The following is a 23951-nucleotide window of genomic DNA, read 5'->3' as shown; positions in this document are numbered from 1 at the left end:
CCGCACCGCATCGCACGGCACCGCCCCCACCGACCCACCCTCCCCGGCGGTGGCGGCTAGCTTTCTTTGTCGGCTACGAAGACTCCTACGCCGGACAGGCCCTCGACTAGGCCCTTTGCCTTCAGCCACTGCACTGCGTTGCGTACGACGGTGATGGACACGCCGTACTGGGCTCTTAGCTCTGCTGTGCTTGGCAGGCGGTCGCCTGGGGCCAGCTGGCCCGATTCGATCTGCGTGGTGATGTCGTCGATTACGTGCTGGGTCTTTGATTTTGCTGGCAACGTTCCCTACTCCCTGGTCCGCGAGGTCAGTTGACCACGCCGGCAGGAGGGCTGCAAGCATCAGTAGGCATCAGCATGTGTCTAGGTGTTGCCGTATGCATAAGGTTGGGCTAGGTTCGCGATGTCGCTTCCTGGTCCGCAAACCGGAGTGACCGCGGCGGCACGGTGGCCGAGGCATTGTCTGACGACCGGCGTCGCGGGATCTCATGAGCCGTTGACTGGCTGCTCGCCGGCCTGCCCGGCGGACATCCGGAAACTTCGACCGCACCGGCCGCCGCGTTTTTCGGTGTGTACGAAGGCCCGGTCCGACGACCGGGCCTTTTCTCATGTCTGCGTTTTCAGACGCCGATGCCGGACGCCGCGGTCAGCAGCGGGAGATACACCTGGGCGTAGCCACCCCCGTTCGGGTGGTAGGAATCGGCCGGCCGGGTCGCCGACACGTTGTTGATCCATGCCACCGTCGTGCACACCCCGTGGCCGGTGAACAGCGGGCGGGTGTCGGCGAAGGTGAAACCGGCCGCTTTCACCCGGTCGGCGGTTACCGCCGCCAGGCTGTCGGCGGTGTCGTTGAGCAGTTGCCGGCGGGCCGCGCTCAGGCCGCCGCCCGGGCAGGACGCCGCGATGTCGAACAGTCGGGGGTAGCCGAGCACGACCACGGTCGCGTTCGGGGCCTTCTGCCGGATCGCCTGGTAGGTCGCGTCCAGCTTGGCCGGCAGGATCTGGGCGATCGCGGTGCGCGCGGCGGCTACCTGCTGCTGGCACGCCGCGTCGGTGCCGGCCGTGCACACCGACAGGGTGGGCGAGAAACCCACGTCGTTGCCGCCGGCGGTGATGCTGACCAGGTCGGTGTCCGCGGTGAGGCTGGTGAGCTGCGACGTACGTACGTTATCGGTGGTTGCTCCGCCGCAGGCGGCAAGATGGAGCACCGCGGCCGGATGGTTGATCGCCCAGAGCGACGGATAGCTGCTCGGGCTCTGCCCGCAGGAACCGGCGGCGTCGGGGGTGCCGACACCCGCCGAATACGAATCACCGAGCGCCACGTAGTCGACGGTGGTTGTGGCCGCGGCGGCCGGCTCCTGCAGGCAGAGCCCGGCCAGCAGCACGGACACGACTACCGCAGCAGGACGAGAAGGACGGAAAGACAACGATGACCTCCGATGTGTGAACGAGCACAGGCAGCCTAGACGGATCGGACACCCGATCCGATCCGGGTCGCTTCGCCGCACCCGGAACCGGTGCCCTCACGGGATGAACGCCGGCGCCGATAGGTCCTAGGAGACGGGCAAGTTCCCTGGATGAAGGCGGTGTGAGTGGCGCGCTGGGCGAAAGCGGTACTGGTGACCCTGACGGCACTCGCCGCCCTCGCGGGGGCCGGTTTCGGGGCTTCCGTGCTGTATGCCGAGCACGTCGCCGCTCAGGTCGGCCGGGACGACATGCTCGGCCAGGCCTCGGCCCTGCCGAAGATCGCCAAGGGCTCCGAGTACGTCGTGGTCACCGGCCCGTCGACCGGCCCGAGCGCCCTTCCCGGCGTCGGCAACGGGGTCGAGGTGGGGCAGAACTTCCTGATCCTCGGCGTCGACACCCGCAGCGGCTGGACGCAGGGCCAGTCCCGCAGCGACACGATCATGCTGCTGCACGTCGACCGCAACCGCGAGCACGCCGGCATCGTCTCGTTCCCGCGCGACTCGTACGTCTACATCCCGCCGGTCGCGGGCCGCTGGAACGGCGGAAAGACAAAGATCAACGCGGCGTACGCGTGGGGCGGCGCACCCCTCGTGGTGCAGGTGGTCAGCCACCTGACCGGAGTGAACATCGACCACGTCGTACGGGTCGACTTCGCCGCCGTTCGCAAGATCACCGACATCGTCGGCGGGGTCGACGTGACCGTCCGCAAGACCACTCGGGACGGCCGCACCGGCTTCACGTTCAAGGCGGGCGTCAATCACCTCGACGGCAAGAAGGCCGAGATTTACGTACGCCAGCGGTACGGCCTGGCCGGCGGCGACTTCGACCGGGTGAAGCGGCAGCAGCAGTACCTGCACGCGCTGACCGGCAAGGTGCTGTCGATGGGCGTGCTCACCAACCCGATCCGCCTCAACCAGCTGCTGTCCGAGGCGGCCAAGTCACTGGTCGTCGACCAGGGCCTGAGCCTGGCCCAGACCGCCCGCGAGCTGTCCCACCTGAGCCAGGACGACCTCGGCTTCACGACGATTCCGTCGACCGGCTTCGTGCACACCACCGCCGGCACCGCGAACCGCCTGGACACGAACGGCTGCCGCGCCCTGTTCCTGGCGCTGCGCACCGACACGATGACCGACTGGTTCCGCACCCACAAGGGCTACCAGGCGGTCACCGGAGCGTGACATCGTGGCCGGCATGACCGACCACGACGAGCGACGCCTGCGCCAGCGGGCCGCAACCGGCGACCCGGATGCGCTCGACGACCTGATCGCCCTGGCCGTGGAGCGCGGGGACCTGAACGAGCTGCGCCGCCTCTCCGACGCGGGAAATTCCGACGCGGCTGCCCACCTGATCGAGCTGGCCGGCGAGCGAGGCGACCTGTCCGAGCTACGCCACCTGTCCGCCCAGGGCCACTCCGACGCGACCGCCGTCCTGATCGAGACAGCCGCCGAACAGAACAACCTGACCGAGCTACGCCGCCTCGCCGCCGCCGGCAACAGCGACGCCACCGAGGTCCTGGCCGAACTGACCGACGACGACTGATTCCCCCAGCTCCCCCGACGGCAAGCGGACTAGCCTCTGGGCCAAGGGGTCGTCATGACGGAGAGCGCCGCGGAATTCAACGTCCACCATGCGGCGACGAATCTGTCGCGCATCATCGGTCGTGTCGAGCACGGCGAAGAAATCATCATCAGCCGGTCAGGCACTCCCGTCGCCAAGGTCGTCCCGCTCAACCGCCGAGTCGACCGCGATCCCTTCGACCGGATCCTCATCGCGCAGGCTCAGCTCGAAGACCTGACGCTGATGACCCGCGACTCCGAGATCCAGAAGTACGAAGTCGACCTGCAAGTGGTGTAGAGCCAGTTCAGCGCTGGGGTGGGGTGCGGCGTAGTGCTCGCACGTTTGCCTCCGGTGACTCCGGCGCGGTGGCCGTACGCATGCCGTTGAGGTAGCCGTCGGTTTCCCGGCGCTCGCCGAACTCGGTGGTCATTTCGGCCAGCCGCTCGCCCAGCGCTGCCAGGTCACGTTCCCGGTCGGCGGCGATCTCGGCGCGCAGCCCGGCCAGCATGCCGCCCAACTCGCCGCTCAGCCCGCCCCCGGGCGACGGCGGCGGCTGGTGCCGGCGCATCTGCCGCAGAACCTGGTCGCGGGCGAACACCACCAGCACGGACAGCCAGGAGAGCACGAAAAAGCCGGTGACGACGGAGAAGAAGGCCAGCGGGCGCAGGCTCGGCGGAGGCGGGGCCATCCCGACCGGCGGGGGCGGCGGATTACCCGGGGGCATCGCTGTGAACAGCATGACGATCAGGGCGCCGGTGGCCGCCGTGGCGACGATGACCGCGACCACGAGCAGCTTGCTGATCTGGAGGTGGAGTCCGCTGGAGAGGTGCGGCCGCTCGGTCATGGTTGGAGGCTAGTGACCCGGCGGCCCGAACGCGACAATCGACCAGCGAGAACGTGCGTAGAGGCGGGTATCTGTCACCCGGATTTGCGACGGCGCGACAGTCTCCGATATGGATCAAGAAGCCGATCGAGGACCGTCTCGAGTGCCTCGCGGTCGGCGCGCGGGATCGGCGAGTCGTCGGCGAGGAGCCGCCCGAGCTCGTGCACCAGCGGATGAATGGCCGGCGTCGCCGGGACAGGCCCGCTGAGCCGATCGGGATAGGCGGCCAGCACGAGCTCGTTGATGCTGCGGCCGAGCACCGGCGCAATCCGCTCGATCGACGTGATGGTGGGCCGTTGCTCCTCGCTCAGCCACCGCAGCACCACCGACGGGTCGGTGCCGACTGCTCGCGCGAAGTGGCTCGGCGTCGGGAAGCGGGCAGCCAGGATCGCTTCCTTCAGGTAGGCGCCGAATCCCGATGACATCGACACAGCATAAGAGCGAACAGCGCGGGTGTACGTCCACAAGTCGGCGGATTGGCTAGCGCGCCAGTCACTGCTAACGTCGTTGTCTCGATAACCAATGACCCCGGGTGAGAGGTCGTGGCAACGTGGTTCGCACGATGGTCCTGGTGAGCATCGTCCTTTCCGCGACGGCGCTCGTGCTGTTCCGCCTCAGGCGCAACACACAAGCCCGACACCACCGCCCGGCATCGGCGGCACCGGGTGCTTCTGTGGCGGCGGAAGCACCCGGTGCGGCATCGAAGCCGGCCCCGCAGCGTCCCCGGCGCCGCCACGACAACAGCGGCTTCTCCCATTTCGCCACCGGCCGGCGCGGCCACGCCCGCATGCCCCGGATAGCCGAGCTCAAGAAGCGCCCCGACGCGGCCTCGTAATTAAGGAACGCTCGTTCTTGACTGCTCGTTCCTAAACTGGCTACGCTGGTCACGTGGGCAGACCAAGAGCATTCGACGAGGCCGAGGTGGTCGCTTCGGCCGCGGCTTTGTTCGCTTCCCGGGCGTACGACGGAATCTCCGTCGACGACCTGGTCAACCACCTCGGCGTGCACCGCAACAGCCTGTACCAGACGTTCGGCAGCAAACGCGGCCTCTACCTGACCGCGCTGCGCTGGCACCTGACCGAGCAGGTCCGCCCGGCCTTGCAGAGCGGCACCCTCACCGAACACCTGGACTTCCTGCTGCTGGCCGCGGTCGACCGAGCCCCGGACGACCCCGAGGTGGCCACCGAGATCACCGAGATCCTGGCCGAGTTCGACAAGGCCATGTCCCCAGCAGCAACGGCTTCCCTGCTCGGCGAAAAACTACGAGCCCGCCTACCCAGGTAAGGACGCGACCCATGGCGCAGATCAACATCGACGGCGACCACCTGATCGTGGAGATGGAGGGCTGGGACAAACTCTGGGCCTTGAAGAGCCGCCTGGAGATCCCACTGTCCAATGTCCGCGGCGCAACCGCCGACCCCGGCATAGCCCGAGAGCCGAAAGGCCTCCGCGCCCCAGGCGCCTACCTGCCGGGCGTAATCACAGCCGGCACGTTCCACATCGACGGCGAGCGAGTCTTCTGGGACGTCCACGACCCGACAAAGGCCGTAGTGATCCAGCTGGCCGACGAGCGCTACACCCGCCTGATCATCGAGGTCCCCGACCCCCGCGAAACCGTAGACCGCGTGGAACGAGCAATCGCCCGCCCCTGACCAGCTACGACGCCGGCGTGTCCGTCGCCTCGACCTCCGGTCCGTCCTGGGACGAGATAGCGGTGGAGATCAACGAATTCGAGACCGGTTCGGCCTCGATCACGTCCTCCGCCGCCCGGAGCTTCGGCGGCGCCGGCATCCACGGCTTCAGGTTCTGAATGACCTGCCCATAGAAGTCGTCGACGGCCCCGAGCACCGAATCGATGAACGACCCACGCCCGGTGCCCCGCTTACTGCCGGCCGGCGAGGTCACCGCGACCCGGAACGATCGGATCTCCTTGCCGGGATCACCGACGAGAATCGTCGGGCTGTCCCGCACCGCCTTCAGCAACTCAGCATTGCCAGGACCACGCGAGTAGGCCGTGAACGACTCGAGGCGCACGGACTCCGGCGCGTCCTTGAGCTGGCGTACGAGCCAGTTGATTCGCGTCGTCGGCCGGCCTTCGCGCGGCGCGTCCAGGTCGACGTGGCAGGTGATTTTCGAGGCTCGCAGGTCCGCCGTGATCGACAGCGCTCCGACCGCGCCCGGAGCGTCCCCGCCCCCACCGAGTCACGGGCCGACACCCACCGCGGCCCCATGTCGCTGAATTCGAGAGCACCCGACCGTGGATGTTCGAGGTAGCGAATCAGCTCACCCAGAACCCACGCCTGATCCGGGTCGGCGACCCCGCGGTACTCCTTCTGCATCACCGCCGCGGTGAGAACCTCCGACCAGGGAAGGTGATAAAGCGCCACCGTCTTCAGTTTCCGTTTGTCGATGACGGTCGGGTGCTGTCCGGCGATCGGCGGAATCTCGTTCGAGATCGTGATCAACGCATCGAAGCCCTGTTCGCGGGCAATGTCGAGATAACGCTCGAGCTGCTCCGTCTGCAGTTCATTGTTGCCCGTCTTGACCTCGACGAGGGCGGTCCACTGGCGCTGGCCGCGACTCACCCGGATAAGACCGTCCGGAAAGAACTTCCCGTCGCCGAGGTGAAACGGAACCTCGATGAACGTTTGCACCGGCCCCGCGGGCGCACCGAGAGGCTGCGTCAATGATCGGCCGAACTCCCGCACCGCACTCATCACGGCAAGCAGCGCGGACGTCGCTCGCCTTTCCTGCTCGTCGGGCCCGTTGATGCCCGACGTAGGAATGAGCCGCGCGGCAAGCCAGGTGTCTTCAGCCATGATCACTCCTCGTGACGAAGTATGCACGCGGAGGTTATGAGAGATAACGCGCTCGACATGTTGCCCATCCGGCCAGGAACCAGCAACCAACCGTACGTAATCCAGTCCGTACAGTCCGATATGGACCGAACATGCGATCGGCACGATTCCGTCATGATTCGGTCGCTATAAGTAACAGTGCCCTATGGCCTATCCCACATCGGCGCGGCGGCGTTTACCATTGGCGCCCGTGTGCGCCATGGTGTTGCGCGAGCATCATCGGCCCCCGACGAAGGGATGCTTAGTGGACCGGCGCTGGAGCCGCATCGGAATGCGTTCCGCCTCGGTGGCACTGCTGTTGGCCGGTTTGGCCACCGGTGTCTACCTGGGCCAGGGCCACGAGGCGCAGCGTCTCTCCACGCACGCATCCCTGGACGTCGCGCAGGTGGACGCGGACGACATGCAGTTACTGAAGCAGCGTCAGCGTGACCACGTGGCGGCCCGAGCATGGCAGCGCCAGGCCGAGGGCGACGCCGCCGACAAGGCCGCCGCCGAGGCGAAGACGGCCGCCGCGAAGTCCCACAACCTGAACACCAAGATGGCCGCCGCGAAGAAGGCCGAGGCCGACCGGAAGAAGGCCGAGGCAACCGGCGGCCCGGTCCCGTATGCGGGCCCGATCCCGGCCAGCTGCAACGAATACAGCGGCAGCCGCCAGATCGGTTGCGCCCTGATGCTCGACGCCGGCTTCGGCCTCGACCAGTTCCCCTGCCTGGACAAGCTGTTCAAGAAGGAAAGCGGCTGGAACTACCGGGCCGAGAACCGAAGCTCCGGCGCCTACGGCATCCCCCAGGCCCTGCCCGGCAGCAAGATGTCCTCGGAGGGCGCCGACTGGAAGACCAACCCGGCTACCCAGATCAAGTGGGGTTTGGGCTACATCAAGGGCAGATACAAGACCCCGTGCAAAGCATGGGCCCACTCCGAAGCCGTCGGCTCGTACTAGTCACGTCCGCTTGCACGGCTTGCTCAAGGTCGTAGACGGCGGCCTTGTTGACCGGCTCGCCCAGGCCCTCGCGAACGTGCGGCTGCAAGACTCCAGCTCGCCGTCAGAAGCCGGCGTTTCACCGTATCCCGGCGTCAGCGACATCAGTCTTGCGGCTGGCGCTCAGCCAAGAGACGCTCGACCTCCGGCGGCCGCACATACTCCGTCGGGACACTTCGCCGTTCGAGCCGGGCTGAAGCCTCCGTCGACCGCACCGCGAATCGCTTGACGGCATCCCGAGACACCGGACGTCGCTTAGCAACCCGCCGAATTTCCATAGCTCCAATGTTAGCGCCGCGCTCCGTATACAGCGCCCCGCGATCACCACCGCCAGGGGCCGCGCCACCCGCAGCCATTGTGTTCGGTTCTTGAAATCGTTCAGTTAAGCTGAACGCACTGAAAAACCGAACACCTGCCGAACTCGGCCACCGTCTCTTAGAGGTGGCCCGTGAGCGTCTGCGGGAGTTCGGCATCACCGCCGAGGTCGTGACGCTGTCGCATGCAGCGTCGCAGGCCCGATATGCGGTAGAGGTGCTGGAGCCGATGACGCTCAGCTCGCTGGCCTATCGGAGTCCGGGCCCTCGCCATACCCCCTGCTGATTGTCGGCGAGCACATCAGCCGACGCAGTGCCGCCGCGTTTCGCGAGGCGGACATCCATTTCCTGGACACGTTGGGAAACGCCTTCATCCTGTTCGATGGCGTACGCATCGAGGTGCAGGGCCGCACTGCCCCGACGAAGCACACCGCGAAAGACAATCCGCCCGCCGCGCCGCCGACTCGGCGGACCAATCTCTTCAGTTCGGGTCGTTCCCGGGTCATCTTCGCGCTCTTGGCCTGGCCAGAACTCGCAGGTGGGAAGATTCGCGAGATCGCAACGGCTGCGGGAATCCCGGTAGGGCAAGCCCACGATGCCCTGACTCGTCTCGAAGAAGCCGGCTATCTCATTCGCGCCTCCAGAGCGATGACCAGGGAAGACGACCTGCTCGACTTCTGGGCCGCCGCCTACCCGGCCGGACTCGGCCGACGCCTCGAGATCGCCCGCTACCACGGAGATCCGGTGAAGCCGATCAACAGCAGAACATGGAAGGCTCACCAAGCTGAATCCGACCATTCCTGAGCCCACCACTGCACCCGGTCAGGCCGTGGAACGAGGCATGAGTACCACCGCCTAAATCAGCTCTGGGGGACCCTCCGCACGAATCGGCAACAACGAACGTCGCCCAACAGAGGCTGTGCCCGTCGCGATCGCACAGCCGACCAGCCCGATCAGGACGGCCGCAACAACCATGCCGGCAACGGCGACTGAGCCAACGCCCACGACCACACCGAAGGCGCCGACCGCCAGTAGCGACCCGATCGCGCTGATCGACAGAATCGAATCCTTCGAGTAGACGCTCAGGATCGACCCGCTGGATGTCGCGGACCGAGGGCTTCAACGTCTTCCGAGCCGCCTATCGGTCCAACGGGATCGCGATCGCGCCCATGTAAGTCGGGGCCTCTGCCTCGTCGAGCATGGCGGCGGCCACCGTTGCGCGGCTCACGCGTGCGGGAAACAGGCGCTTCGGTGCCTCGGTCAGGGCGACTGTGCGGCGGGTCGGGCTCAGCGGGCCGTTCGACAACGGGCCCGCGTGGAATACCGTTCCGCCTGCGTCCATGATGGTCGCGTCGGCGGTTACCTTGTCGGACAGCTCGGCGCCCATCATTTTCAGCAGCGTTCGGGTCAAGGCGCCGGCCGCTCGCGCGGACGGGCCCGTGCCGAATGCGCCCAGCCAGATGGCACGTTCGGGTTGTGCTGCGGCGACCGCTCGGGCTCCGGCCGTCAGCGCATTCGGCCTGTCGCCGCTCGCATTGCCCAGGCCGGACAGCACGATCTTCTGGCCGGCCAGGGCCTCCTCGATGGAACGCCGGTCGTGCACGTCGGCCGACACCCGGATCAGCCGGGCCGAACTCGGAACGGTTATGCGGTCGGGGGTGCGCGCGATCGCGGTGACCGTGTGGCCCCGCTCCAACGCCTGGCGGGTCAATTCGAGGCCGGTCGCGCCGGACGCCGCAAGAATGGTGAGCTCCATGTCAGTGCACGTCTTCCGCTTGAAGAAGGGAAAGCAATTCCTTGTGTACGCCGGGGGCCGCGGCCAAAATGCCGGACTGCCCGGGCTTCCACGGCCGGCCCTGGAGATCGGTCACCACGCCGCCGGCCTCGCTGACCAGTAGGACGCCCGCGGCCACCCCGACCAGGTCGCATTCGTACTGCCAATAGGCGTCGACGTGCCCGGCGGCGAGATCCAGCTGCGGAAAGGTGCTGGGCACCGTGGAGCGGATGAAAAGAACGCTCGCCAGCAGGGTCGCCACCGCGTCGCCGAAACGGCGGTTCTGGGTGCGGGGCTGGGTCATGGTGACAATGGCCGCATCGACGTCGGTCTTCGCCGACACGCTGAGTGGCTCGCCGTTCAGGAACGCGCCCCCGCCCTGCAGCGCGGTCCACGTCCGGTCGCCGACCGGCTGGTGGACGACCGCCAGCACCGGCACGCCGTCCCTGACCAGCGTGGCCGTTACCGCCCACTGGTCCATGCCGTGCACGTAGTTGACGCCGCCCTCGATCGGGTCGACGACCCACCACTCGCCGGCCGGAAGTGCCGCCATTTCCTGTTCCTCGCCGGCCCAGCGCGCTTCGGGCCGGATGTCGGCGAGGCCGGGTTTCACGATGCCGGTGACGAGCTCGTCGAGGCGTCTACCGGCCACCGCCATCTCCGCTTTGTTCGCGGGGCGCGCTGTCTCGGCGTACCCCTCAAGCAGTTTTCTTCCGGCCTGGATGACGACGGCCGTGACCTGATCGAGCAGCTTCTCCATCGTGTTTTCCCTTCTCGACGCCGGGGACGTCAGCGCAGTGGGCGGAGGACGTCGAGGGCGGCCGCGTGCAGACCTGGCGCGGCCGCCAGATAGTTGTCGCTGGTGATCTGCCACGGCTTGCCGTCGAGGTCGGTGACGGTTGCGCCGGCCTCCTGCGCGATCAGCACGGGTGCGATGTGCGAGCGCAGATTGTCGAACTGCCAATGCAGGTCCATCCGCCCGGCGGCAACCTGCGCGAGTTGGTGACTGACCGGCACCGCCGCGCGGACGTAAAGGGCGTGCTGCATCATCGCCGCGATGGCGGCGCCGGCCCGCTGCGCGGCCGCCGGATCACGGTTGGGCTTGGCCTGTCCGGTTCCGGCCAGCGCCACCGACAGGTCGGTCTTTTTCGAAACGCTTACGGGTACGCCGTTGAGAAGCGCCCCTTCGCCGGCGACCGCGGTGAATGTCTCGCCGGACAGCGGCGTATGCAGAACGGCGAGGACGGGCCGGCCGTCGCGCACAAGGCTGACGCCGATGTTCCAGTCGGCCATGCCGTAGAGGGCGTGGAGGTTGCCGCCGACCGGATCGACGATCCACCAGTCGCCGTCGGGCAACCGGCCGGAGCCGTGCTCGTCGGTGTTCCAGCCGGAGCCGGGCAGTGCGGCGGTCAGGGCGGGCCGGAGCACCGCGGTGACGGCGTCGTCGTTGGCCTGCAGTCCGGCATGCAGCGCCGCGGCGTCGGCGGGCCGGGACCCGAGCACGGGCAGATGCTTACCGGCTTCTCGTACGGCGGTGATCGTTGCTTCAAGCATGGTTCAACCTTCGAGCCCACCACCGATTAAGTCCAGTGCACTCTTGCTAAGCTACGATTTACCACCATGCAATTGGACTTGAACCTGCTCACGGTGCTCGACGCCCTCCTGGAAGAGGGCAGCGTGGCCGGCGCCGCCGAGCGGCTTCGGCTCTCCTCCCCCGCGATCAGTCGTTCACTGGGCCGCATCCGCCGCCACACCGGCGACGACATCCTGGTGCGCACCGGCCGCACGATGACCCCGACGCCGTACGCGCTGGCCGTCCGCGAGCAGGTCAGCGACCTCGTGCGGCAGGCCCAGGACGTGCTGACCCCCAGCCGGGAGCTCGACCTGGCCGACCTGACCCGCACCTTCACCCTGCAGTGCCACGACGCGCTGGCCACCGCGTTGGCGCCACCGCTGCTGAACGTCATCGCGGCGGCGGCTCCCGAGGTCCGCTTGCGATTCCTGGCCGAGCCGGCCGTCGACACCGACGACCTGCGCCACGGCCGCATCGACCTGGCAATCGGCGCAACCGCCCCCGACCTGCCAGAGTTCCGCTCAGAAACGCTGGGTCACGACCGCGTGGTAGCGATCCTGCGCCGCGACCACCCATGTGCGGGCAACCTCGACCTGGCCGCATACGCCGCCCAGCCACACATCCTGGTGTCCCGCCGAGGCCGCCTGACCGACCCGATCGACGACGCACTGGCAGCACGCGGCCTGCACCGCCGAGTCCTGGCCTCGGTAGGCACGGCCGCAAGCGCCATGCTGATAGTCACCCGGAGCGACGCCATCCTGACCGCGCCGGAGGCAACCTGGCGCCCCCTGATCGAAACCTTCGCTTTGCGAACCGAGCCGTTGCCGCTCCCCGTGCCCGGCCCACCGATGATCAGCAGCTGGCACCAGCGCTACGACACCGACGCCGCCCACTCTTGGCTGAGATCCCAGGTCCGCAAAATCATGGCCGCGACCGTCCTCCCGCCCGATTAGCGTCTATCGGGCCGCGCGCCAGTTGCCGGTCTTGCGGGCTCGACGGATGAGGAGGTAGGCGGCGAACCCGCCGACCACGACCGCCCAGATGCTGGCCTCGGGGCCGAAGGTGCCACCGCTGAAGAAGGCGGGACCGTGCGGGGTGCCGGTGAGCAGACCACCGACGGCACTGTCGGAGCCGGAGACGGTCGCGCCGAAGATGCCGGACTCGGCGAAATTCCAGCCCAGGTGCAGGCCGATCGGCAGCCAGAGGCTACGGGTCGCGGCGTACGCGGCGCCGGCCAGCAAGCCGCCCTCGATGGCGATCGACGCTGCTCCCCAGACGGTGGCGTGGGGGTTGATCAGGTGCAGCCCACCAAAGACGACACCGGAGACGATCAGCGCAACCAGGGTGCCCCAGCGCTCCTCGACGATGCGGAAGAGCACGCCGCGAAAGGCCAGCTCCTCGACGGTGGCAACACCAACCATCAAGCCGAAGCTGGCAACCATGCCCCCGAACGACCCGCCGTGCAGCCGATAGCCGTTGCACATGAAGATCAGCGCGAGGGTGAGAACGAACAGACCAACGCCCAGCAGGGTGCCGCGGGTCAACTGCCGAGGCATCGCGCCGAGGCTGATCTCGGAAGCCCGGCGCCCCTCAAGCCAGGAGACGAGCTTCCCGTAGCCGAACAGGGCAGCCGCCGCCGTAGCCAGCCCAACGACGATGCTCAAGACCGGGTTGATCCCGGCCGCAGCCGTCAGCAACGGCGTGCAGAGCGCCTCAATCCCCAAGAAGACCACAAGCAGAAACGCGAGCCGAGCCCCAACGGACCGCAGCCACCGCGGCGCCCTCGACCGAACAACCGACCCAGAATCAACGGGCTCAATACGCATTTCTTCTCCCCAGCAGTCTCCGAAACCACCCCTGCACCAACGAGAAGAACGCTATTGAGATCGATCAACGCAAAAATCCCCCCGCGGTAGACATTCCCGTGTCCCCCACGAGAGCTACAAAGCCGGATCGTCGCTCGAACCGCCGCGCACCCGGTTGCTTTGAGACAACTAGGCGTGCGACCATTCGCCTCTCACGTTGGCCACGACGGAGGGGAGCACCCAGTGGCCGCGGCACTTAGGCCAGACCGGCAGTCCGCGCGAAGGCGTACGTTCTGTCGTACTTCCCGGGAGCCAGACATGAAGGTACTGACGATCACCGACGTCCGGAAGAATCTCGCCGCCGTCGTCGATGCCGTTATCGACGATGCCGAGGAGTGCGTCATCCCCCGCGGCGGCGGTAAGGCAGTGGTCATGGTGTCCCTGGACGAGTGGAACGCCATGAACGAGACCATTCACGTTCTCGGATCGGCTCGAAATGCCCGCCGGCTGTTGGAAAGCATCGCCCAGGCAGACGCAGGCCTCCTGGAGGAGCACCCGCTCGCCGCCCCAAGCTCGCCCGCTCCGCCCGGCACGGAGGCAGCGTGAGCCTGCGCATCGTCTTCACCCCGCACGCCTGGCAGGAGTACGACACCTGGCTCCGGCACGACACAAAGATGGCCCGCCCCATCAGCCGGTTGATCCTCGACGTCCAGCGAGATCCACACGGAATGGGCCTGGGCAAGCCCGAACTCCGGAAAGGCCCGCTGGCCGGCTGGTCTTCCCGCCGCATCAACGACGAGCACCGCCTCATCTACCGAGTCCGAGGCAACGACCTCGAAATAGCGGCTTGCCACGGCCACTACGAAGACAAATAAAGGATCCGAGTCCCCAAGACTCCAACTGCCCCATGCGGTGCGACCAACTGCAGATCCGCAACCACCGCGCTGATCCTCAGCCACGCACCGCGGGGTTTCCGGGGGCTCGGCCCCCGGAGCAGATATACCGGAACGGCCCCCGGTTCGCGCTTTCCGCGAACAGGAGGCCGTCAGGCAGTGGAGGTGCTGACCGCCTACTTGAACCCGGCCGTGGAACTGTCAACGCTGCGCGCCAGCCTAACCAACCGCAACTTTCCGCCTATGGCAGCCAGAGGATCGCCAGCGATACCACCGGATGCTCCGAAAGAACTCCGACTCAGACCGGCTGCAGCCAATCCTCAATGATCGGTGGTTCGGGTGGCCCCTTCGTGAGCCACGCGTTGAGCGCGTCTACCAGCGGGCCGACCTGCTGCCGAGAACGCGGAAAGGTTCGGCTACTCGTGAACAACAGTCCGGCAAGTGACGCGTTCGCCTGCAAGGCTCGCAGTTTGATCGGCTGAAAGTCCTTTACGTTCTCGGTCAGCAGCCAGCATCGCTGCGCAGCAGCCCACGCGAAGACCTCCTCGTCTGGCATAGCGCGCATTTCCGGCCGCTCAACCAGGGCGACTACCCTGTGGCCTTCCGCACGCAACGCATCGGCGATCATCGGTGAAAACATCTCATCCAGCAGCAGCTGAATCAGCTCCACCGGCTCAGTCACGCGATCAGCCTGCTCTGCACAGTCCAAGCGCGCTCGGCCCGCGTCGACGCCTCCTCAGCCGCCTCGATTTCCCCCTCGATCTCGGTGCTGTAGTCGCTGTAGTAACTGACGGCCGAGGTGATGCGACCGACATCAACTGCGAAAGTCTCAGCAGCGGCAACGAGGGCAGCCGGCCCTCGCTCATCGATCTCTCGGAGAAACTTGACGACTTCCCAGACGTCTGGCCCGTAGGCGAGAGCTGCACGACGGCCGGACGGGCCGGGCTTGAAGACAATGCCGGGATGTTCAGCCATCCGCAGGCCCTCATCAACGAGCCGGTGGGCTAGCGCCGACACGTTGTTGCCAACCTCGGTGGAGGCTTGATGCCGAAGCCTGGCAAGCACCGCGTCGTCAAACCGTATGGACCGGGGCGTCGTCGTCATGGCTACATCGTAGCGACCACGCTACGCAGGCAGCCACAGGAATTCCTGAAGCCCGCCGGCTTCGAGCAGCACCGCACAAGCCAGAGGACGCCGAGAAGCACGAAATGGTCCAAAACCCCCGCGTAAAGCTATCCCGATAGGCGAGCGGCGCTATGCGGGTATTCGCCAAGCCATCTTCGCCAAGCCGTATCGCGACTCGGACGATGACGGGACCTTTCGTGGCGCGGCCGACGAACTTACGGGCCTGATATCGCCGCTGACTGCTCATGCTGGAACGGCAGCGGCACCGCCGACGAGGGCGGTGCCGCTGCGGGTTCGAGCTAGAAACCCTCTCGTGGAGGTGCCGGGAATCGAACCCGGGTCCTTCGGTGTTTCGTCAGGGCTTCTCCGAGCGCAGCTCACTATGCCTCTACTCGCCCCTACCGATCATGTGAGCAAGTCGGTATGACGGGGCCAGCCGTGTTTAATCTCGTCGCGCGGTCCTCACGACTGGGACCGGTTGACCAACCTTCTAGCTGATGCCGGGTATCTGGGACGAAGGTGTTCCCAGTCCGACAGACACGCTACTTGCCTCAGGCGGCGAGAGCGTAGTCAGCGCGATTGTTATCGGCGCTTATAAGTTTCCGACGACCGATTCTCGAGACGACGTCGGCTTCCTCGGCTCGCTTCCCCTGTCTCCACGTACGAAGTCGAAACCAGTCACCCCCTGGTAGTGCTGCACATGCTGCAACCTACGAATCTTAGCTCACTCCGCACTTGCCGCCCACGACGGAGCAGCCGCTGGGCCGCGCGTTGCCGCGGCCGCCCTTGCTGACCTGGTAGCCGAAGGAGAACGAAGCCCCCGGTGCCAGCTCGCCGCCGGTGAAGGTCAGCCTGTTGCCCTGCTGGGAGCCGCGCGCGTTCCACGTGTTGGTCAGGCGCAGGTCGTCGACGCCGCTGTGGCTGACGGTCACCGTCCAGCCGGCCGCTCGGTCGCCGGTGTTCTTGATCCGCACCATGGCCACATAGCCCTGGTCCCAGTTCGCCCCGAGGCTCACCGTCGCCGAGAAGTCGTTGGCGGCCGGCCTGGTCGTCCTGGTCACCACCGGGGTGCGGCTGGTCTTCTCCGCCACCGGCGTCCTGCTCTTCTTGGGCTTGGCGGACGCGCTGGTGGCCGACGGCGTGGGCGTGGGCGACGTGGTCGGGGTCGCGGCCAGCGGCACGGCTGAGGCCGACGGCAGGGCGACCGCCGGCAGGTCGGATGCCGAGGCCGGGCCGACCGCTCGCACCGCGATCCAGACGACCAGCATGACGAGGACCGCGGTGGCGGCGCTGAGGATTATTCGGGCGGGACCGAGCGGGCGCGCGGAGTGCTTCGCAGACACGAGCCATCCCTCCGGTGATCTAGGGGGCGCCCGGGCACTTTACCTGGTCAGGCCATACCTTTGTTACGTCGGCCCATGGCGCGGGAAATTTCCCGCTGGGCGTCGCGGCTGGCCATGTCCTGGCGCTTGTCGAAGCTCTTCTTGCCTCGGGCCAGCGCGAGCTCGACCTTCGCGTACCCATTGTTGAAGTAGATCTGCAGCGGCACCAGCGTGGTGCCGTCGTCGCGCAGTTTGCCCTGGATCTTCCGGATCTCGTCGCGGTGCAGCAGCATCTTGCGGATGCGCCGCGGCTCGTGATTGGTCCAGGTGCCCTGCGTGTACTCGGGGATGTGCAGCGCGTGCAGGAAGACCTCGCCGTCGCTCTCCTGGCCGAACGCGTCGACCAGCGAGGCCCGCCCGGCCCGCAGCGACTTGACCTCGGTGCCGGTCAGCGCCAGGCCGGCCTCGAAGGTGTCCATGATCGCGTAGTCGTGATGAGCCTTGCGGTTGGAGGCAACGACCTTGCGCCCTTGTTCGCGTGGCATGTCCGCCCCCTCTGATAGCCAACCGCCCAAGGTTACTCGGATGGCAAAAAGGCGGAAAACCGGTTTCAGCAGAGGCAGGACGGCAGGTATCGGAGCGGATTCTTGGGTACGCCGTCGAAGCGCGTCTCGAAGTGCAGGTGGTACCCGGTGGACGCGCCGGTGGTCCCGACCCGCCCGATCACCTCGCCCCGCCGCACGTACTCCCCGACGTGCACGAGAATCCGCGACTGATGGCCGTAACAGGTCTGGAAGCCCTGCCCGTCGATCTTCCCGTGGTCGATGCACGTGTAGTTGCCGTACCCGCCGTTCCAGCCGGTCCGGATGACGTGCCCGGCCGCGGCCGCGTGGATCGGCGTCCCGCCGGGCGCGGCGATGTCGGTGCCGGCGTGGAGTTGCCACACCCGGTAGTACGGGTCGTACCGCTCGCCGAAGTCGCTGCTCTTCCAGCCGCGGACCGGCATGAGCAGCCGCCCGCCGAGATACCGCCCGCTGTCGCCGGACTTGACCGCCCAGCCGCGCAGCGCGGTCCGGATGCGGCGCTCCTCGGCGACCGCGGCCCGGTAGCGGGCGAGCACCCCGGCCCGCTGGGCGTTGGCGGCCCGCAGCGCGGCCTGCCGGGTGGCCGCCAGCCGGACCAGGGCCTGCTGGGCGGTGACCGCGGAGAGCTGGGCGTTCTTGGCCGCGGAGAGCTTGCTCCGGGCGGCGGCTTCGGCCTCCTCGGCCTCGCGTTTGGCGAGTCCGGCCCGGTCCTGGGCGGTGCGGGCCTGCGCCCGGGTGCGGATCAGCCGCTCGACGTCCTGCTGCTGGGTGCGCATGAGCTGGTCGACGAGGCTGAGCCGGTCCATGATGTCGGCCGGTCCGGTCGCGTCGACCAGCACGTTGATCCGGGAGAACTGGCTGCCCATGTAGGTGGCCTGGGCGATCTTGTCGACGCGCTCGCGGGCGTCGGTGAAGCTGCCCTGCGCCACCGCGAAGTCGCCGGCGACCTTGGCGTAGGCGACGCGGGTGGCGTTGGCGCGGCGGCCGGCGGTGTTGGCGGCGCTGATCGCGGCGGCGACGGCACCGCGGGAGGTGGCGACGCGCCGCTGCGCGGCGGGCATCGCCCGGGTGGCGGCTTCGAGGTGGAGTGCGGCGGCGCGAGCTTGCGCGGTCACGTTTTCCAGTACGGCGCCGGCCCGGTCCACTTCCCGGGCGGCCCGGCCGCTGTCGGTGTCGGCTCGGGCGGGAGATGGCGCGGCCGCCAGGCTGACAAGAGACACGCATATTGCCAGAATGGGCGATACCCGGCTATGTCGACATTTTGACCACACAGCGACCCAACCTACTCGCCGAATCACTAGCAAAGGTCCAAATCGCCCAACGGCCGCGATCCCGTGTCGGGGAGCGCGGCCGTTGGAGGTGAGTCAGCTGAGAAACGCTAGACCTTCAGGTAGAACCGCAGGGTGATCCAGGCGGTGACCGCGCTGACCACCGCGCCGACGCCCATCAGCAGCGGCAGCATGAGCCACACGTTGCCGTTGTGCACCGGGGTCAGGATCGACGTCAGCGCTTGTAGCTTGTGGTCGAGCAGTACGACCTTGCCGACGAAGAGCACGGCGAAGCCGATGACCGCGCCGATGACGCCGGCCACCACCGCCTCCAGCACGAACGGCGCCTGGATGAACCAGTTCGAGGCACCGACCAGCTTCATGACCGCGACTTCACGTCTCTTGCTGTACGCCGCCACCTGGATCGTGTTACCGACCAGCAGCAGCGCCGCGACAGCCATGAAGGCGGCCACCCCCAGCGAGCCCACCTGGAAGCCGTTGAAGATGTTGAACACCTTGTCCAGCAGGGTGCGCTGGTCGATGACGTCCTGGATGCCTTCCATACCGCTGATCTGGTCGGCGAAGCTCTTGTACTTCTCCGGGTCCTTCAGCTTGACCCGGAACGACTCGGGCAGGCTGTCCGGGCCGACCGACTTCACGAAGTCGGGCGAGTCGGCCCAGAGCTGCTGGAAGCGGGTGAACGCCTCCTGACGGGTCTCGTACGTCTTCTTGCTCACCAGCGGGTTGCCGGAGATCGTCGAATCGATGGCGGCTCGCTGCGCGTCGGTGACGTCCGAGCGCAGGAAGATCGACACCTCGATCTCGCCGTAGTAGTAGTTCTTCATCTGGTCGACCTGCATATACAGCAGGACACTGGCGCCCAGCATGAAGAGCGAGACCGACATGGTGATGATCATGGCGATCGTCATCGTGACGTTTCGCCACAGGCCCACCAGGACCTCGTTGAGGACGTACTTCAACCGCATCGGGGGGTTCCTTCCGGGACTCCGCGTCGTGCAAGTTCAGGGTCGGGGATGGGGACGGGAGCCGGGCTCAGCCGTAGACGCCGCGGGCCTGGTCACGAACGATGCGGCCGCTCTCGATCTCGATGACCCGGCGCCGCATCTGGTTGACGATGTTGGAGTCGTGCGTGACCATCACGACCGTCGTGCCGGTCCGGTTGATCCGGTCCAGCAGTCGCATGATCTCGATCGACGTATCCGGGTCGAGGTTACCGGTCGGCTCGTCGGCCAGCAGGATGAGCGGCCGGTTGACGAACGCCCGGGCCACCGCGACACGCTGCTGCTCACCACCGGAGAGCTCGTGCGGGTAGCGGTGCTCCTTGCCACCCAGGCCGACCAGCTCGAGGACCTCGGGCACGACCCGGCGGGCCACCGCCTTGGTCTTGCCGATCACCTCGAGGGCGAAGGCCACATTTTCGTACGCAGTGCGGTTGGGCAGCAGTCGGAAGTCCTGGAACACGCAGCCGATGGAGCGGCGGAAGTGCGGCACCTTCCAGGAGCGGAGGGTCGTCACGTCCTTCGTGTTCACCACTACCTTGCCGCGGGTCGGGGCGACCTCGTGCAGGAGGAGCTTGATGATCGTCGACTTGCCGGAACCGGAGGGGCCGATGAAGAAGACGAACTCACCCTTCTCGATGCCTACGCTCACGTCGTCCAGCGACGGGCGAGACGCCTTGGGGTACGTCTTCGTCACGTTCTCGAGCTGAATCACGGGAACGGAGTCTACGCGGTGTAACGAAAACGCCAACCCCGGCGGGTGCGTCAATCTGCACCCGGCATGCCGGAACAGGCATTCCGGCGGCGGACGCCTGACCGAACGTTCAGACGCCGTCGCCGTACGTGGTGGATCTTGCTCAGCCTTCCGTCTGGCCGGTCTTGCGCCAACGGATCCCGGCCTCGATGAACTCGTCCAACTCGCCGTCGAACACCGAGGACGGGTTGCCGGTCTCGTACTCGGTACGCAGATCCTTCACCATTTGATACGGGTGCAGGACGTAGGACCGCATCTGATCGCCCCAGGAGCCGGTGGTGTCCTGCTTGAGGCCCGCCATCTTGGCCTCTTCCTCCTGGCGCTTGCGCTCGAGGAGCCGGGCCTGGAGCACCCGCATCGCCGACGCCTTGTTTTGCAACTGGGACTTCTCGTTCTGACACGTCACGACGATGCCGGTCGGAATGTGCGTGAGGCGCACGGCCGAGTCGGTCGTGTTGACGCTCTGCCCACCGGGCCCGGACGAACGGTAGACGTCGACCCGGATCTCGTTCTCCGGGATGTCGATGTGGTCGGTCTGTGCGACAACCGGCATCACCTCGACCCCGGCGAAGCTGGTCTGCCGCCGGCCCTGGTTGTCGAACGGGCTGATCCGGACCAGCCGGTGGGTGCCCGACTCGACGCTCAGCGTGCCGTAGGCGTAGGGCACCTTGACGGCGAAGGTCGCCGACTTGAGGCCGGCCTCCTCGGCGTACGACGTGTCGTAGACCTCGGTCGGGTAGTGGTGCCGCTCGGCCCAGCGCAGGTACATCCGCATCAGCATCTCGGCGAAGTCGGCCGCGTCCACGCCGCCGGCCCCGGCCCGGATGGCCACCAGGGCCTCGCGGGAGTCGTACTCGCCGGAGAGGAGGGTGCGGACCTCCATCTCCTCGATGGCCTTGGCCAGCGACACGAGCTCGTCACCGACCTCGGCGACCGAACTCTCGTCGCCCTCCGCCTCGGCCATCTCGAGCAGCAGCGCGGCGTCGTCGAGCCGGCCGCGAAGCTTCTCCATCCGGGCGATCTCGCCCGAGGCGTACGACAACCGGCTGTTCACCTCTTGTGCACGCGCCTGGTCGTCCCACAGGTCGGGCGCGGAGGCCTGCTCCTCGAGGTCCGCCTTGTCCTTACGCAGCTTGTCGAGATCGAGCACATTCTCGATATTGCGAAGGGTGGCGTCCAACGCCTTGAGTTGCTCGGGAAAATCGGCAGCCGTCACGACACCCAAGACTACGCCGCCCGGCCAGTGTTCCGGCCGGGCGGTCCGAACGGGTGCATTAGTTGGCGGGAGCGGTCTTCAACCAGCTCAGCGCGGCCTTGTGGTAGGCGACGGCGAATTCGAGTGCGGCCGACCCGTACGCGTCGCCGTTCTTCTTCGCCTCCTTCGCCTGCTCCTTGGCCATGGCCATCGCTTCCGAGTGGTATTCGCTGGCGCCGGAGTAGAGCTCTTTCAGCTGTCCCCCGCTGTGCTGCTCGCCGAAAGCGACGCGCAGGGCAACCGGGTTGCGGAGAGCATCCCGGCCGGGAGCCTCGGCGAGCCAGCGGCTGAAGGCGCGCTTGCCGGAGGCGGTGATGGCATAGGGCTGGCTGGAACGGGGGCCGGGCTTGCCGAGCCGGACGAATCCCATATCGGCGAGAACCGGCAATTCGCGGTAGACCTGGCTCCGCGTCATCGACCAGTAGGGCCCGAGGCGGCGTTCGGCAGCCGCCATGAGCTGTCCGCCGGTCATCGGCCCCTCGTGAAGCAGGCCGAGCAGCGCGGCAGCCGTGGGATTGATTTGAGTGTCGGGCATGCCTCCTACGCTGCCACTTTGTTGTGTCCACGTCCAGGATTTCGCCCGATCCGTCCAGTTTGCGTCTCCACAAACGACTGTCCCGCACAGACAGTCCGACCACGAGGGTCGAGACGGCGCGTTTAACCGGCGAGCAGCAGTCTGACCAGCTAAAATGGCCCTAGCAAACCGGTCAGACGGCGATGCCGGGCAGCAACCGGGCGAAACCGGCCAGACCGCCGCTCGCAAATCCCCCGAAGCGGCTTTTCTAGCCCATATGGGGATAGCGCCACGAGACTGGCGGCTCGAACGTCTCCTTGATGGTGCGTGGCGAGACCCAGCGCATCAGATTCAGCACCGATCCGGCCTTGTCGTTGGTGCCGCTCCCCCGCGCGCCGCCGAACGGTTGCTGCCCGACCACGGCCCCGGTCGGCTTGTCGTTGATGTAGAAGTTGCCCGCGGTGTAGCGCAGCGCCCCGGCCGCCCGGTCGATCACGGTGCGGTCGGTCGCGAAGATCGATCCGGTGAGCGCGTAGTCGGACGCGCCGTCGGCCTGTGCCAGCACCGCGTCGAACTCGTCGTCCGGGTAGACGTGCACGGCCAGGATCGGGCCGAAGTACTCGGTGCGGAACACCTCGTGCGTCGGATCGGTGCACTCGACCAGCGTCGGGGCCACGAACCAGCCCTCGGTGTCGTCGGCCGTCCCACCGGCGAGGACAGTGCACGCGTCGCTGTTCTTGATCCGGTCGAGGGCGCCGGCCAGCTTCGCGAACGCCCGCGCGTCGATCACCGCGCCGCCGAACACCGCGAGGTCGCTGACATCGCCGTACGCAATGGAACTGACCGAAGCCGCGAGGCGGTCGCGCAGGCCGCCACCCACCCAGAGGCTCCGCGGGACGTAGGCCCGCGAGGCCGCGCTGCACTTCTGTCCCTGATACTCGAAGGCGCCGCGCACCAGCGCCGTGTGCAGGGCCGCCACGTCCGCGCTCGGGTGCGCGACCACGAAGTCCTTGCCGCCGGTCTCGCCGACCAGGCGCGGGTAGGTGCGGTAGCGGTCGATACCGGCGCCCACCGTGCTCCACAGGTGCCGGAACGTCGTGGTCGAGCCGGTGAAGTGGATGCCGGCCAGGTCACGATCGGCCAGCAGCACCTCGGAGACCGCCTGGCCGTCGCCGGTGACCATGTTGATCACGCCCGGCGGGAGGCCGGCCGCCTCGAACAGCCGCATCGTGAAGTGCGCGGCGAACTGCTGCGTCGGCGACGGCTTCCAGATCACCGTGTTGCCCATCAGGGCCGGCGCCGACGGGAGGTTGCCGGCGATCGCGGTGAAGTTGAACGGGGTGATCGCGTAGACGAAGCCCTCCAGCGGGCGGTGGTCGAACCGGTTCCACACGCCCGGCGCCGACTGCGGCTGCTCGGCCAGCAGCCGCTCACCGAACGCCACGTTGAAGCGCAGGAAGTCGATCAGCTCGCAGGCGGCGTCGATCTCGGCCTGGTAGCAGGATTTCGACTGGCCCAGCACGGTGGCCGCGTTCAGGGTGTCCCGCCAGCTGCCGGACAGGAGCTCGGCGGCGCGCAGGAAGACCGCGGCCCGCTCGGCGTAGGGCAGCGCCCGCCAGCCTGCCGCCGCCTCCCGGGCGGCGGTGACCGCGGTCGCCGCGTCGGCCTGGGTGGCGTTGCCGGTCACGCCGAGCGCGGCGTGCCGGCGATGCGGCTGGACCACCTCGATCGGGGCGCCGCCGGCCATCGACTGCCGGCCCCCGATCGTCATGGTCAGGTCGGGGCGGGCGTCGCGCAGATCGGCGATCCGGGCCGCCAGCGCGGCCCGCTCGGGGCTGCCCGGGCGGTAGTCGCGGATCGGCTCGTTGCGCGGAGTGGGCACGGCAAGCTGGGCGTCCATCGGGTACTCCTCGACATGGTGGTCTGCTGAGTAGATCCGGGGCCCGGGGTGGCCGGGGCCGGATTCCTCATCCTCGCACCAGCTCCGGATCACTTCAGCCTCGCCGCG

General features: G+C 67.4%; 31 protein-coding genes and 1 other RNA gene. 11 read left to right on the top strand and 21 right to left on the bottom strand.

All coding sequences use genetic code 11. The features are described 5' to 3' along the window. Positions 1 to 56 precede the first annotated feature (56 nt). Positions 57 to 281, bottom strand: coding sequence for a winged helix-turn-helix domain-containing protein (locus tag Adu01nite_RS19565; RefSeq protein WP_203728335.1), 225 nt, complete (start codon positions 279 to 281; stop codon positions 57 to 59). 338 nt (positions 282 to 619) lie between these two features. After that, positions 620 to 1390, bottom strand: a complete 771-nt coding sequence (locus tag Adu01nite_RS19560; RefSeq protein ID WP_203728334.1) for an SGNH/GDSL hydrolase family protein — start codon at positions 1388 to 1390, stop codon at positions 620 to 622. Between the two features lie 228 nt (positions 1391 to 1618). Here Adu01nite_RS19560 and Adu01nite_RS19555 point away from each other — a divergent pair, with 228 nt between their 5' ends. The 3 genes from Adu01nite_RS19555 to Adu01nite_RS19545 are packed head-to-tail and all read left to right on the top strand — an operon-like array spanning position 1619 to position 3320. After that, on the top strand, positions 1619 to 2644 hold the full coding sequence (locus tag Adu01nite_RS19555; RefSeq protein ID WP_239132536.1) for an LCP family protein: 1026 nt from the start codon (positions 1619 to 1621) through the stop codon (positions 2642 to 2644). A 13-nt stretch (positions 2645 to 2657) separates the two neighbouring features. Continuing rightward, on the top strand, positions 2658 to 3005 hold the full coding sequence (locus Adu01nite_RS19550; protein ID WP_203728333.1) for a hypothetical protein: 348 nt from the start codon (positions 2658 to 2660) through the stop codon (positions 3003 to 3005). Positions 3006 to 3059: 54 nt separating this feature from the next. Beyond that, positions 3060 to 3320: a type II toxin-antitoxin system prevent-host-death family antitoxin gene (locus tag Adu01nite_RS19545; RefSeq protein WP_203728332.1), complete on the top strand. Its 261-nt coding sequence runs from the start codon at positions 3060 to 3062 to the stop codon at positions 3318 to 3320. 7 nt (positions 3321 to 3327) lie between these two features. Here Adu01nite_RS19545 and Adu01nite_RS19540 read toward each other — a convergent pair whose 3' ends face one another. Both Adu01nite_RS19540 and Adu01nite_RS19535 read right to left on the bottom strand, forming a co-directional pair. Next, complete coding sequence (locus tag Adu01nite_RS19540; RefSeq protein WP_203728331.1) at positions 3328 to 3867, bottom strand: hypothetical protein; 540 nt, start codon at positions 3865 to 3867, stop codon at positions 3328 to 3330. A 74-nt stretch (positions 3868 to 3941) separates the two neighbouring features. Then, the gene (locus tag Adu01nite_RS19535) at positions 3942 to 4331 is read right to left on the bottom strand and encodes a helix-turn-helix domain-containing protein (protein ID WP_239132535.1); all 390 of its coding nucleotides are present in this window, start codon (positions 4329 to 4331) and stop codon (positions 3942 to 3944) included. Between the two features lie 146 nt (positions 4332 to 4477). On the opposite strand from Adu01nite_RS19535, the gene Adu01nite_RS19530 reads away from it, so the two are divergent. From Adu01nite_RS19530 to Adu01nite_RS19520, 3 genes are read left to right on the top strand one after another with little or no spacing between them, the layout of a single operon-like run. Then, positions 4478 to 4741, top strand: coding sequence for a hypothetical protein (locus Adu01nite_RS19530; RefSeq protein ID WP_203728329.1), 264 nt, complete (start codon positions 4478 to 4480; stop codon positions 4739 to 4741). Positions 4742 to 4794: 53 nt separating this feature from the next. Then, positions 4795 to 5190: a TetR/AcrR family transcriptional regulator gene (locus Adu01nite_RS19525; protein WP_203728328.1), complete on the top strand. Its 396-nt coding sequence runs from the start codon at positions 4795 to 4797 to the stop codon at positions 5188 to 5190. An 11-nt stretch (positions 5191 to 5201) separates the two neighbouring features. After that, a complete protein-coding gene (locus tag Adu01nite_RS19520) occupies positions 5202 to 5558 on the top strand; it encodes a hypothetical protein (RefSeq protein ID WP_203728327.1) in 357 nt (118 codons plus the stop codon). 4 nt (positions 5559 to 5562) lie between these two features. On the opposite strand, the gene Adu01nite_RS47870 is transcribed toward Adu01nite_RS19520, so the two are convergent. Then, positions 5563 to 5889, bottom strand: a complete 327-nt coding sequence (locus Adu01nite_RS47870; RefSeq protein WP_239132534.1) for a hypothetical protein — start codon at positions 5887 to 5889, stop codon at positions 5563 to 5565. Continuing rightward, a complete protein-coding gene (locus Adu01nite_RS19515; protein ID WP_239132533.1) occupies positions 5883 to 6725 on the bottom strand; it encodes a hypothetical protein in 843 nt (280 codons plus the stop codon). Before Adu01nite_RS19515 ends, Adu01nite_RS47870 begins: the two co-directional genes overlap by 7 nt. A 283-nt stretch (positions 6726 to 7008) precedes the next feature. Here Adu01nite_RS19515 and Adu01nite_RS19510 point away from each other — a divergent pair, with 283 nt between their 5' ends. After that, positions 7009 to 7704, top strand: a complete 696-nt coding sequence (locus tag Adu01nite_RS19510; protein WP_203728326.1) for an aggregation-promoting factor C-terminal-like domain-containing protein — start codon at positions 7009 to 7011, stop codon at positions 7702 to 7704. 710 nt (positions 7705 to 8414) lie between these two features. After that, positions 8415 to 8861: a type IV toxin-antitoxin system AbiEi family antitoxin gene (locus Adu01nite_RS19505; protein WP_203728325.1), complete on the top strand. Its 447-nt coding sequence runs from the start codon at positions 8415 to 8417 to the stop codon at positions 8859 to 8861. A 334-nt stretch (positions 8862 to 9195) separates the two neighbouring features. Here Adu01nite_RS19505 and Adu01nite_RS19500 read toward each other — a convergent pair whose 3' ends face one another. Genes Adu01nite_RS19500 through Adu01nite_RS19490 form a run of 3 tightly spaced genes read right to left on the bottom strand, consistent with a single transcriptional unit; the run spans position 9196 to position 11385 of the window. Next, complete coding sequence (locus Adu01nite_RS19500; RefSeq protein ID WP_203728324.1) at positions 9196 to 9813, bottom strand: NAD(P)-dependent oxidoreductase; 618 nt, start codon at positions 9811 to 9813, stop codon at positions 9196 to 9198. Between the two features lies 1 nt (position 9814). Next, positions 9815 to 10591 (bottom strand): inositol monophosphatase family protein, encoded by a 777-nt coding sequence (locus tag Adu01nite_RS19495; RefSeq protein ID WP_203728323.1) that lies wholly within the window; start codon positions 10589 to 10591, stop codon positions 9815 to 9817. Positions 10592 to 10620: 29 nt separating this feature from the next. Next, positions 10621 to 11385 carry an inositol monophosphatase family protein gene (locus tag Adu01nite_RS19490; RefSeq protein WP_203728322.1) on the bottom strand — a complete coding sequence of 255 codons (765 nt, stop codon included), beginning with the start codon at positions 11383 to 11385 and terminating at the stop codon, positions 10621 to 10623. A gap of 66 nt (positions 11386 to 11451) precedes the next feature. Here Adu01nite_RS19490 and Adu01nite_RS19485 point away from each other — a divergent pair, with 66 nt between their 5' ends. Next, positions 11452 to 12357: a LysR family transcriptional regulator gene (locus Adu01nite_RS19485; protein WP_203728321.1), complete on the top strand. Its 906-nt coding sequence runs from the start codon at positions 11452 to 11454 to the stop codon at positions 12355 to 12357. Positions 12358 to 12360: 3 nt separating this feature from the next. Here Adu01nite_RS19485 and Adu01nite_RS48510 read toward each other — a convergent pair whose 3' ends face one another. After that, the gene (locus Adu01nite_RS48510) at positions 12361 to 13068 is read right to left on the bottom strand and encodes a CPBP family intramembrane glutamic endopeptidase (protein ID WP_203728320.1); all 708 of its coding nucleotides are present in this window, start codon (positions 13066 to 13068) and stop codon (positions 12361 to 12363) included. 459 nt (positions 13069 to 13527) lie between these two features. Here Adu01nite_RS48510 and Adu01nite_RS19475 point away from each other — a divergent pair, with 459 nt between their 5' ends. Both Adu01nite_RS19475 and Adu01nite_RS19470 read left to right on the top strand, forming a co-directional pair. Further along, the gene (locus Adu01nite_RS19475; RefSeq protein WP_203728319.1) at positions 13528 to 13815 is read left to right on the top strand and encodes a type II toxin-antitoxin system Phd/YefM family antitoxin; all 288 of its coding nucleotides are present in this window, start codon (positions 13528 to 13530) and stop codon (positions 13813 to 13815) included. Next, entirely contained in the window at positions 13812 to 14084 is a 273-nt protein-coding gene (locus Adu01nite_RS19470; RefSeq protein ID WP_239132532.1) for a Txe/YoeB family addiction module toxin, read from the top strand. Before Adu01nite_RS19475 ends, Adu01nite_RS19470 begins: the two co-directional genes overlap by 4 nt. Before the next feature lie 316 nt (positions 14085 to 14400). On the opposite strand, the gene Adu01nite_RS19465 is transcribed toward Adu01nite_RS19470, so the two are convergent. The 11 genes from Adu01nite_RS19465 to pruA all read right to left on the bottom strand — a co-directional run bounded on the left by Adu01nite_RS19465 (position 14401) and on the right by pruA (position 23843). Continuing rightward, on the bottom strand, positions 14401 to 14784 hold the full coding sequence (locus Adu01nite_RS19465) for a DUF5615 family PIN-like protein (RefSeq protein WP_203728318.1): 384 nt from the start codon (positions 14782 to 14784) through the stop codon (positions 14401 to 14403). Continuing rightward, on the bottom strand, positions 14781 to 15206 hold the full coding sequence (locus Adu01nite_RS19460) for a hypothetical protein (protein ID WP_203728317.1): 426 nt from the start codon (positions 15204 to 15206) through the stop codon (positions 14781 to 14783). Before Adu01nite_RS19460 ends, Adu01nite_RS19465 begins: the two co-directional genes overlap by 4 nt. Positions 15207 to 15538: 332 nt before the next feature. Beyond that, positions 15539 to 15913: a transfer-messenger RNA gene (ssrA, locus tag Adu01nite_RS19455) on the bottom strand. Positions 15914 to 15946: 33 nt separating this feature from the next. Next, on the bottom strand, positions 15947 to 16570 hold the full coding sequence (locus tag Adu01nite_RS19450) for a cellulose binding domain-containing protein (protein WP_203728316.1): 624 nt from the start codon (positions 16568 to 16570) through the stop codon (positions 15947 to 15949). A gap of 47 nt (positions 16571 to 16617) precedes the next feature. Then, the gene (gene smpB / locus Adu01nite_RS19445) at positions 16618 to 17094 is read right to left on the bottom strand and encodes an SsrA-binding protein SmpB (protein ID WP_203728315.1); all 477 of its coding nucleotides are present in this window, start codon (positions 17092 to 17094) and stop codon (positions 16618 to 16620) included. 65 nt (positions 17095 to 17159) lie between these two features. Further along, the gene (locus Adu01nite_RS19440) at positions 17160 to 18353 is read right to left on the bottom strand and encodes a M23 family metallopeptidase (RefSeq protein WP_239132531.1); all 1194 of its coding nucleotides are present in this window, start codon (positions 18351 to 18353) and stop codon (positions 17160 to 17162) included. Positions 18354 to 18511: 158 nt separating this feature from the next. After that, a complete protein-coding gene (gene ftsX, locus Adu01nite_RS19435) occupies positions 18512 to 19387 on the bottom strand; it encodes a permease-like cell division protein FtsX (protein WP_203728314.1) in 876 nt (291 codons plus the stop codon). Between the two features lie 67 nt (positions 19388 to 19454). Further along, positions 19455 to 20135: a cell division ATP-binding protein FtsE gene (gene ftsE / locus Adu01nite_RS19430; protein WP_203728313.1), complete on the bottom strand. Its 681-nt coding sequence runs from the start codon at positions 20133 to 20135 to the stop codon at positions 19455 to 19457. A gap of 142 nt (positions 20136 to 20277) precedes the next feature. Then, positions 20278 to 21390 carry a peptide chain release factor 2 gene (gene prfB, locus Adu01nite_RS19425; protein ID WP_203728312.1) on the bottom strand — a complete coding sequence of 371 codons (1113 nt, stop codon included), beginning with the start codon at positions 21388 to 21390 and terminating at the stop codon, positions 20278 to 20280. 58 nt (positions 21391 to 21448) lie between these two features. Further along, on the bottom strand, positions 21449 to 21964 hold the full coding sequence (locus Adu01nite_RS19420) for a PadR family transcriptional regulator (RefSeq protein ID WP_203728311.1): 516 nt from the start codon (positions 21962 to 21964) through the stop codon (positions 21449 to 21451). A 247-nt stretch (positions 21965 to 22211) separates the two neighbouring features. Next, entirely contained in the window at positions 22212 to 23843 is a 1632-nt protein-coding gene (gene pruA / locus Adu01nite_RS19415; RefSeq protein WP_203728310.1) for an L-glutamate gamma-semialdehyde dehydrogenase, read from the bottom strand. Positions 23844 to 23951: the final 108 nt, after the last annotated feature.

Source organism: Paractinoplanes durhamensis (genome assembly GCF_016862175.1).
GTDB classification, from domain to species: domain Bacteria; phylum Actinomycetota; class Actinomycetes; order Mycobacteriales; family Micromonosporaceae; genus Actinoplanes; species Actinoplanes durhamensis.
Note: the sequence above shows the minus strand (reverse complement) of the source record. Positions and strands in the feature narration are given on the sequence as shown.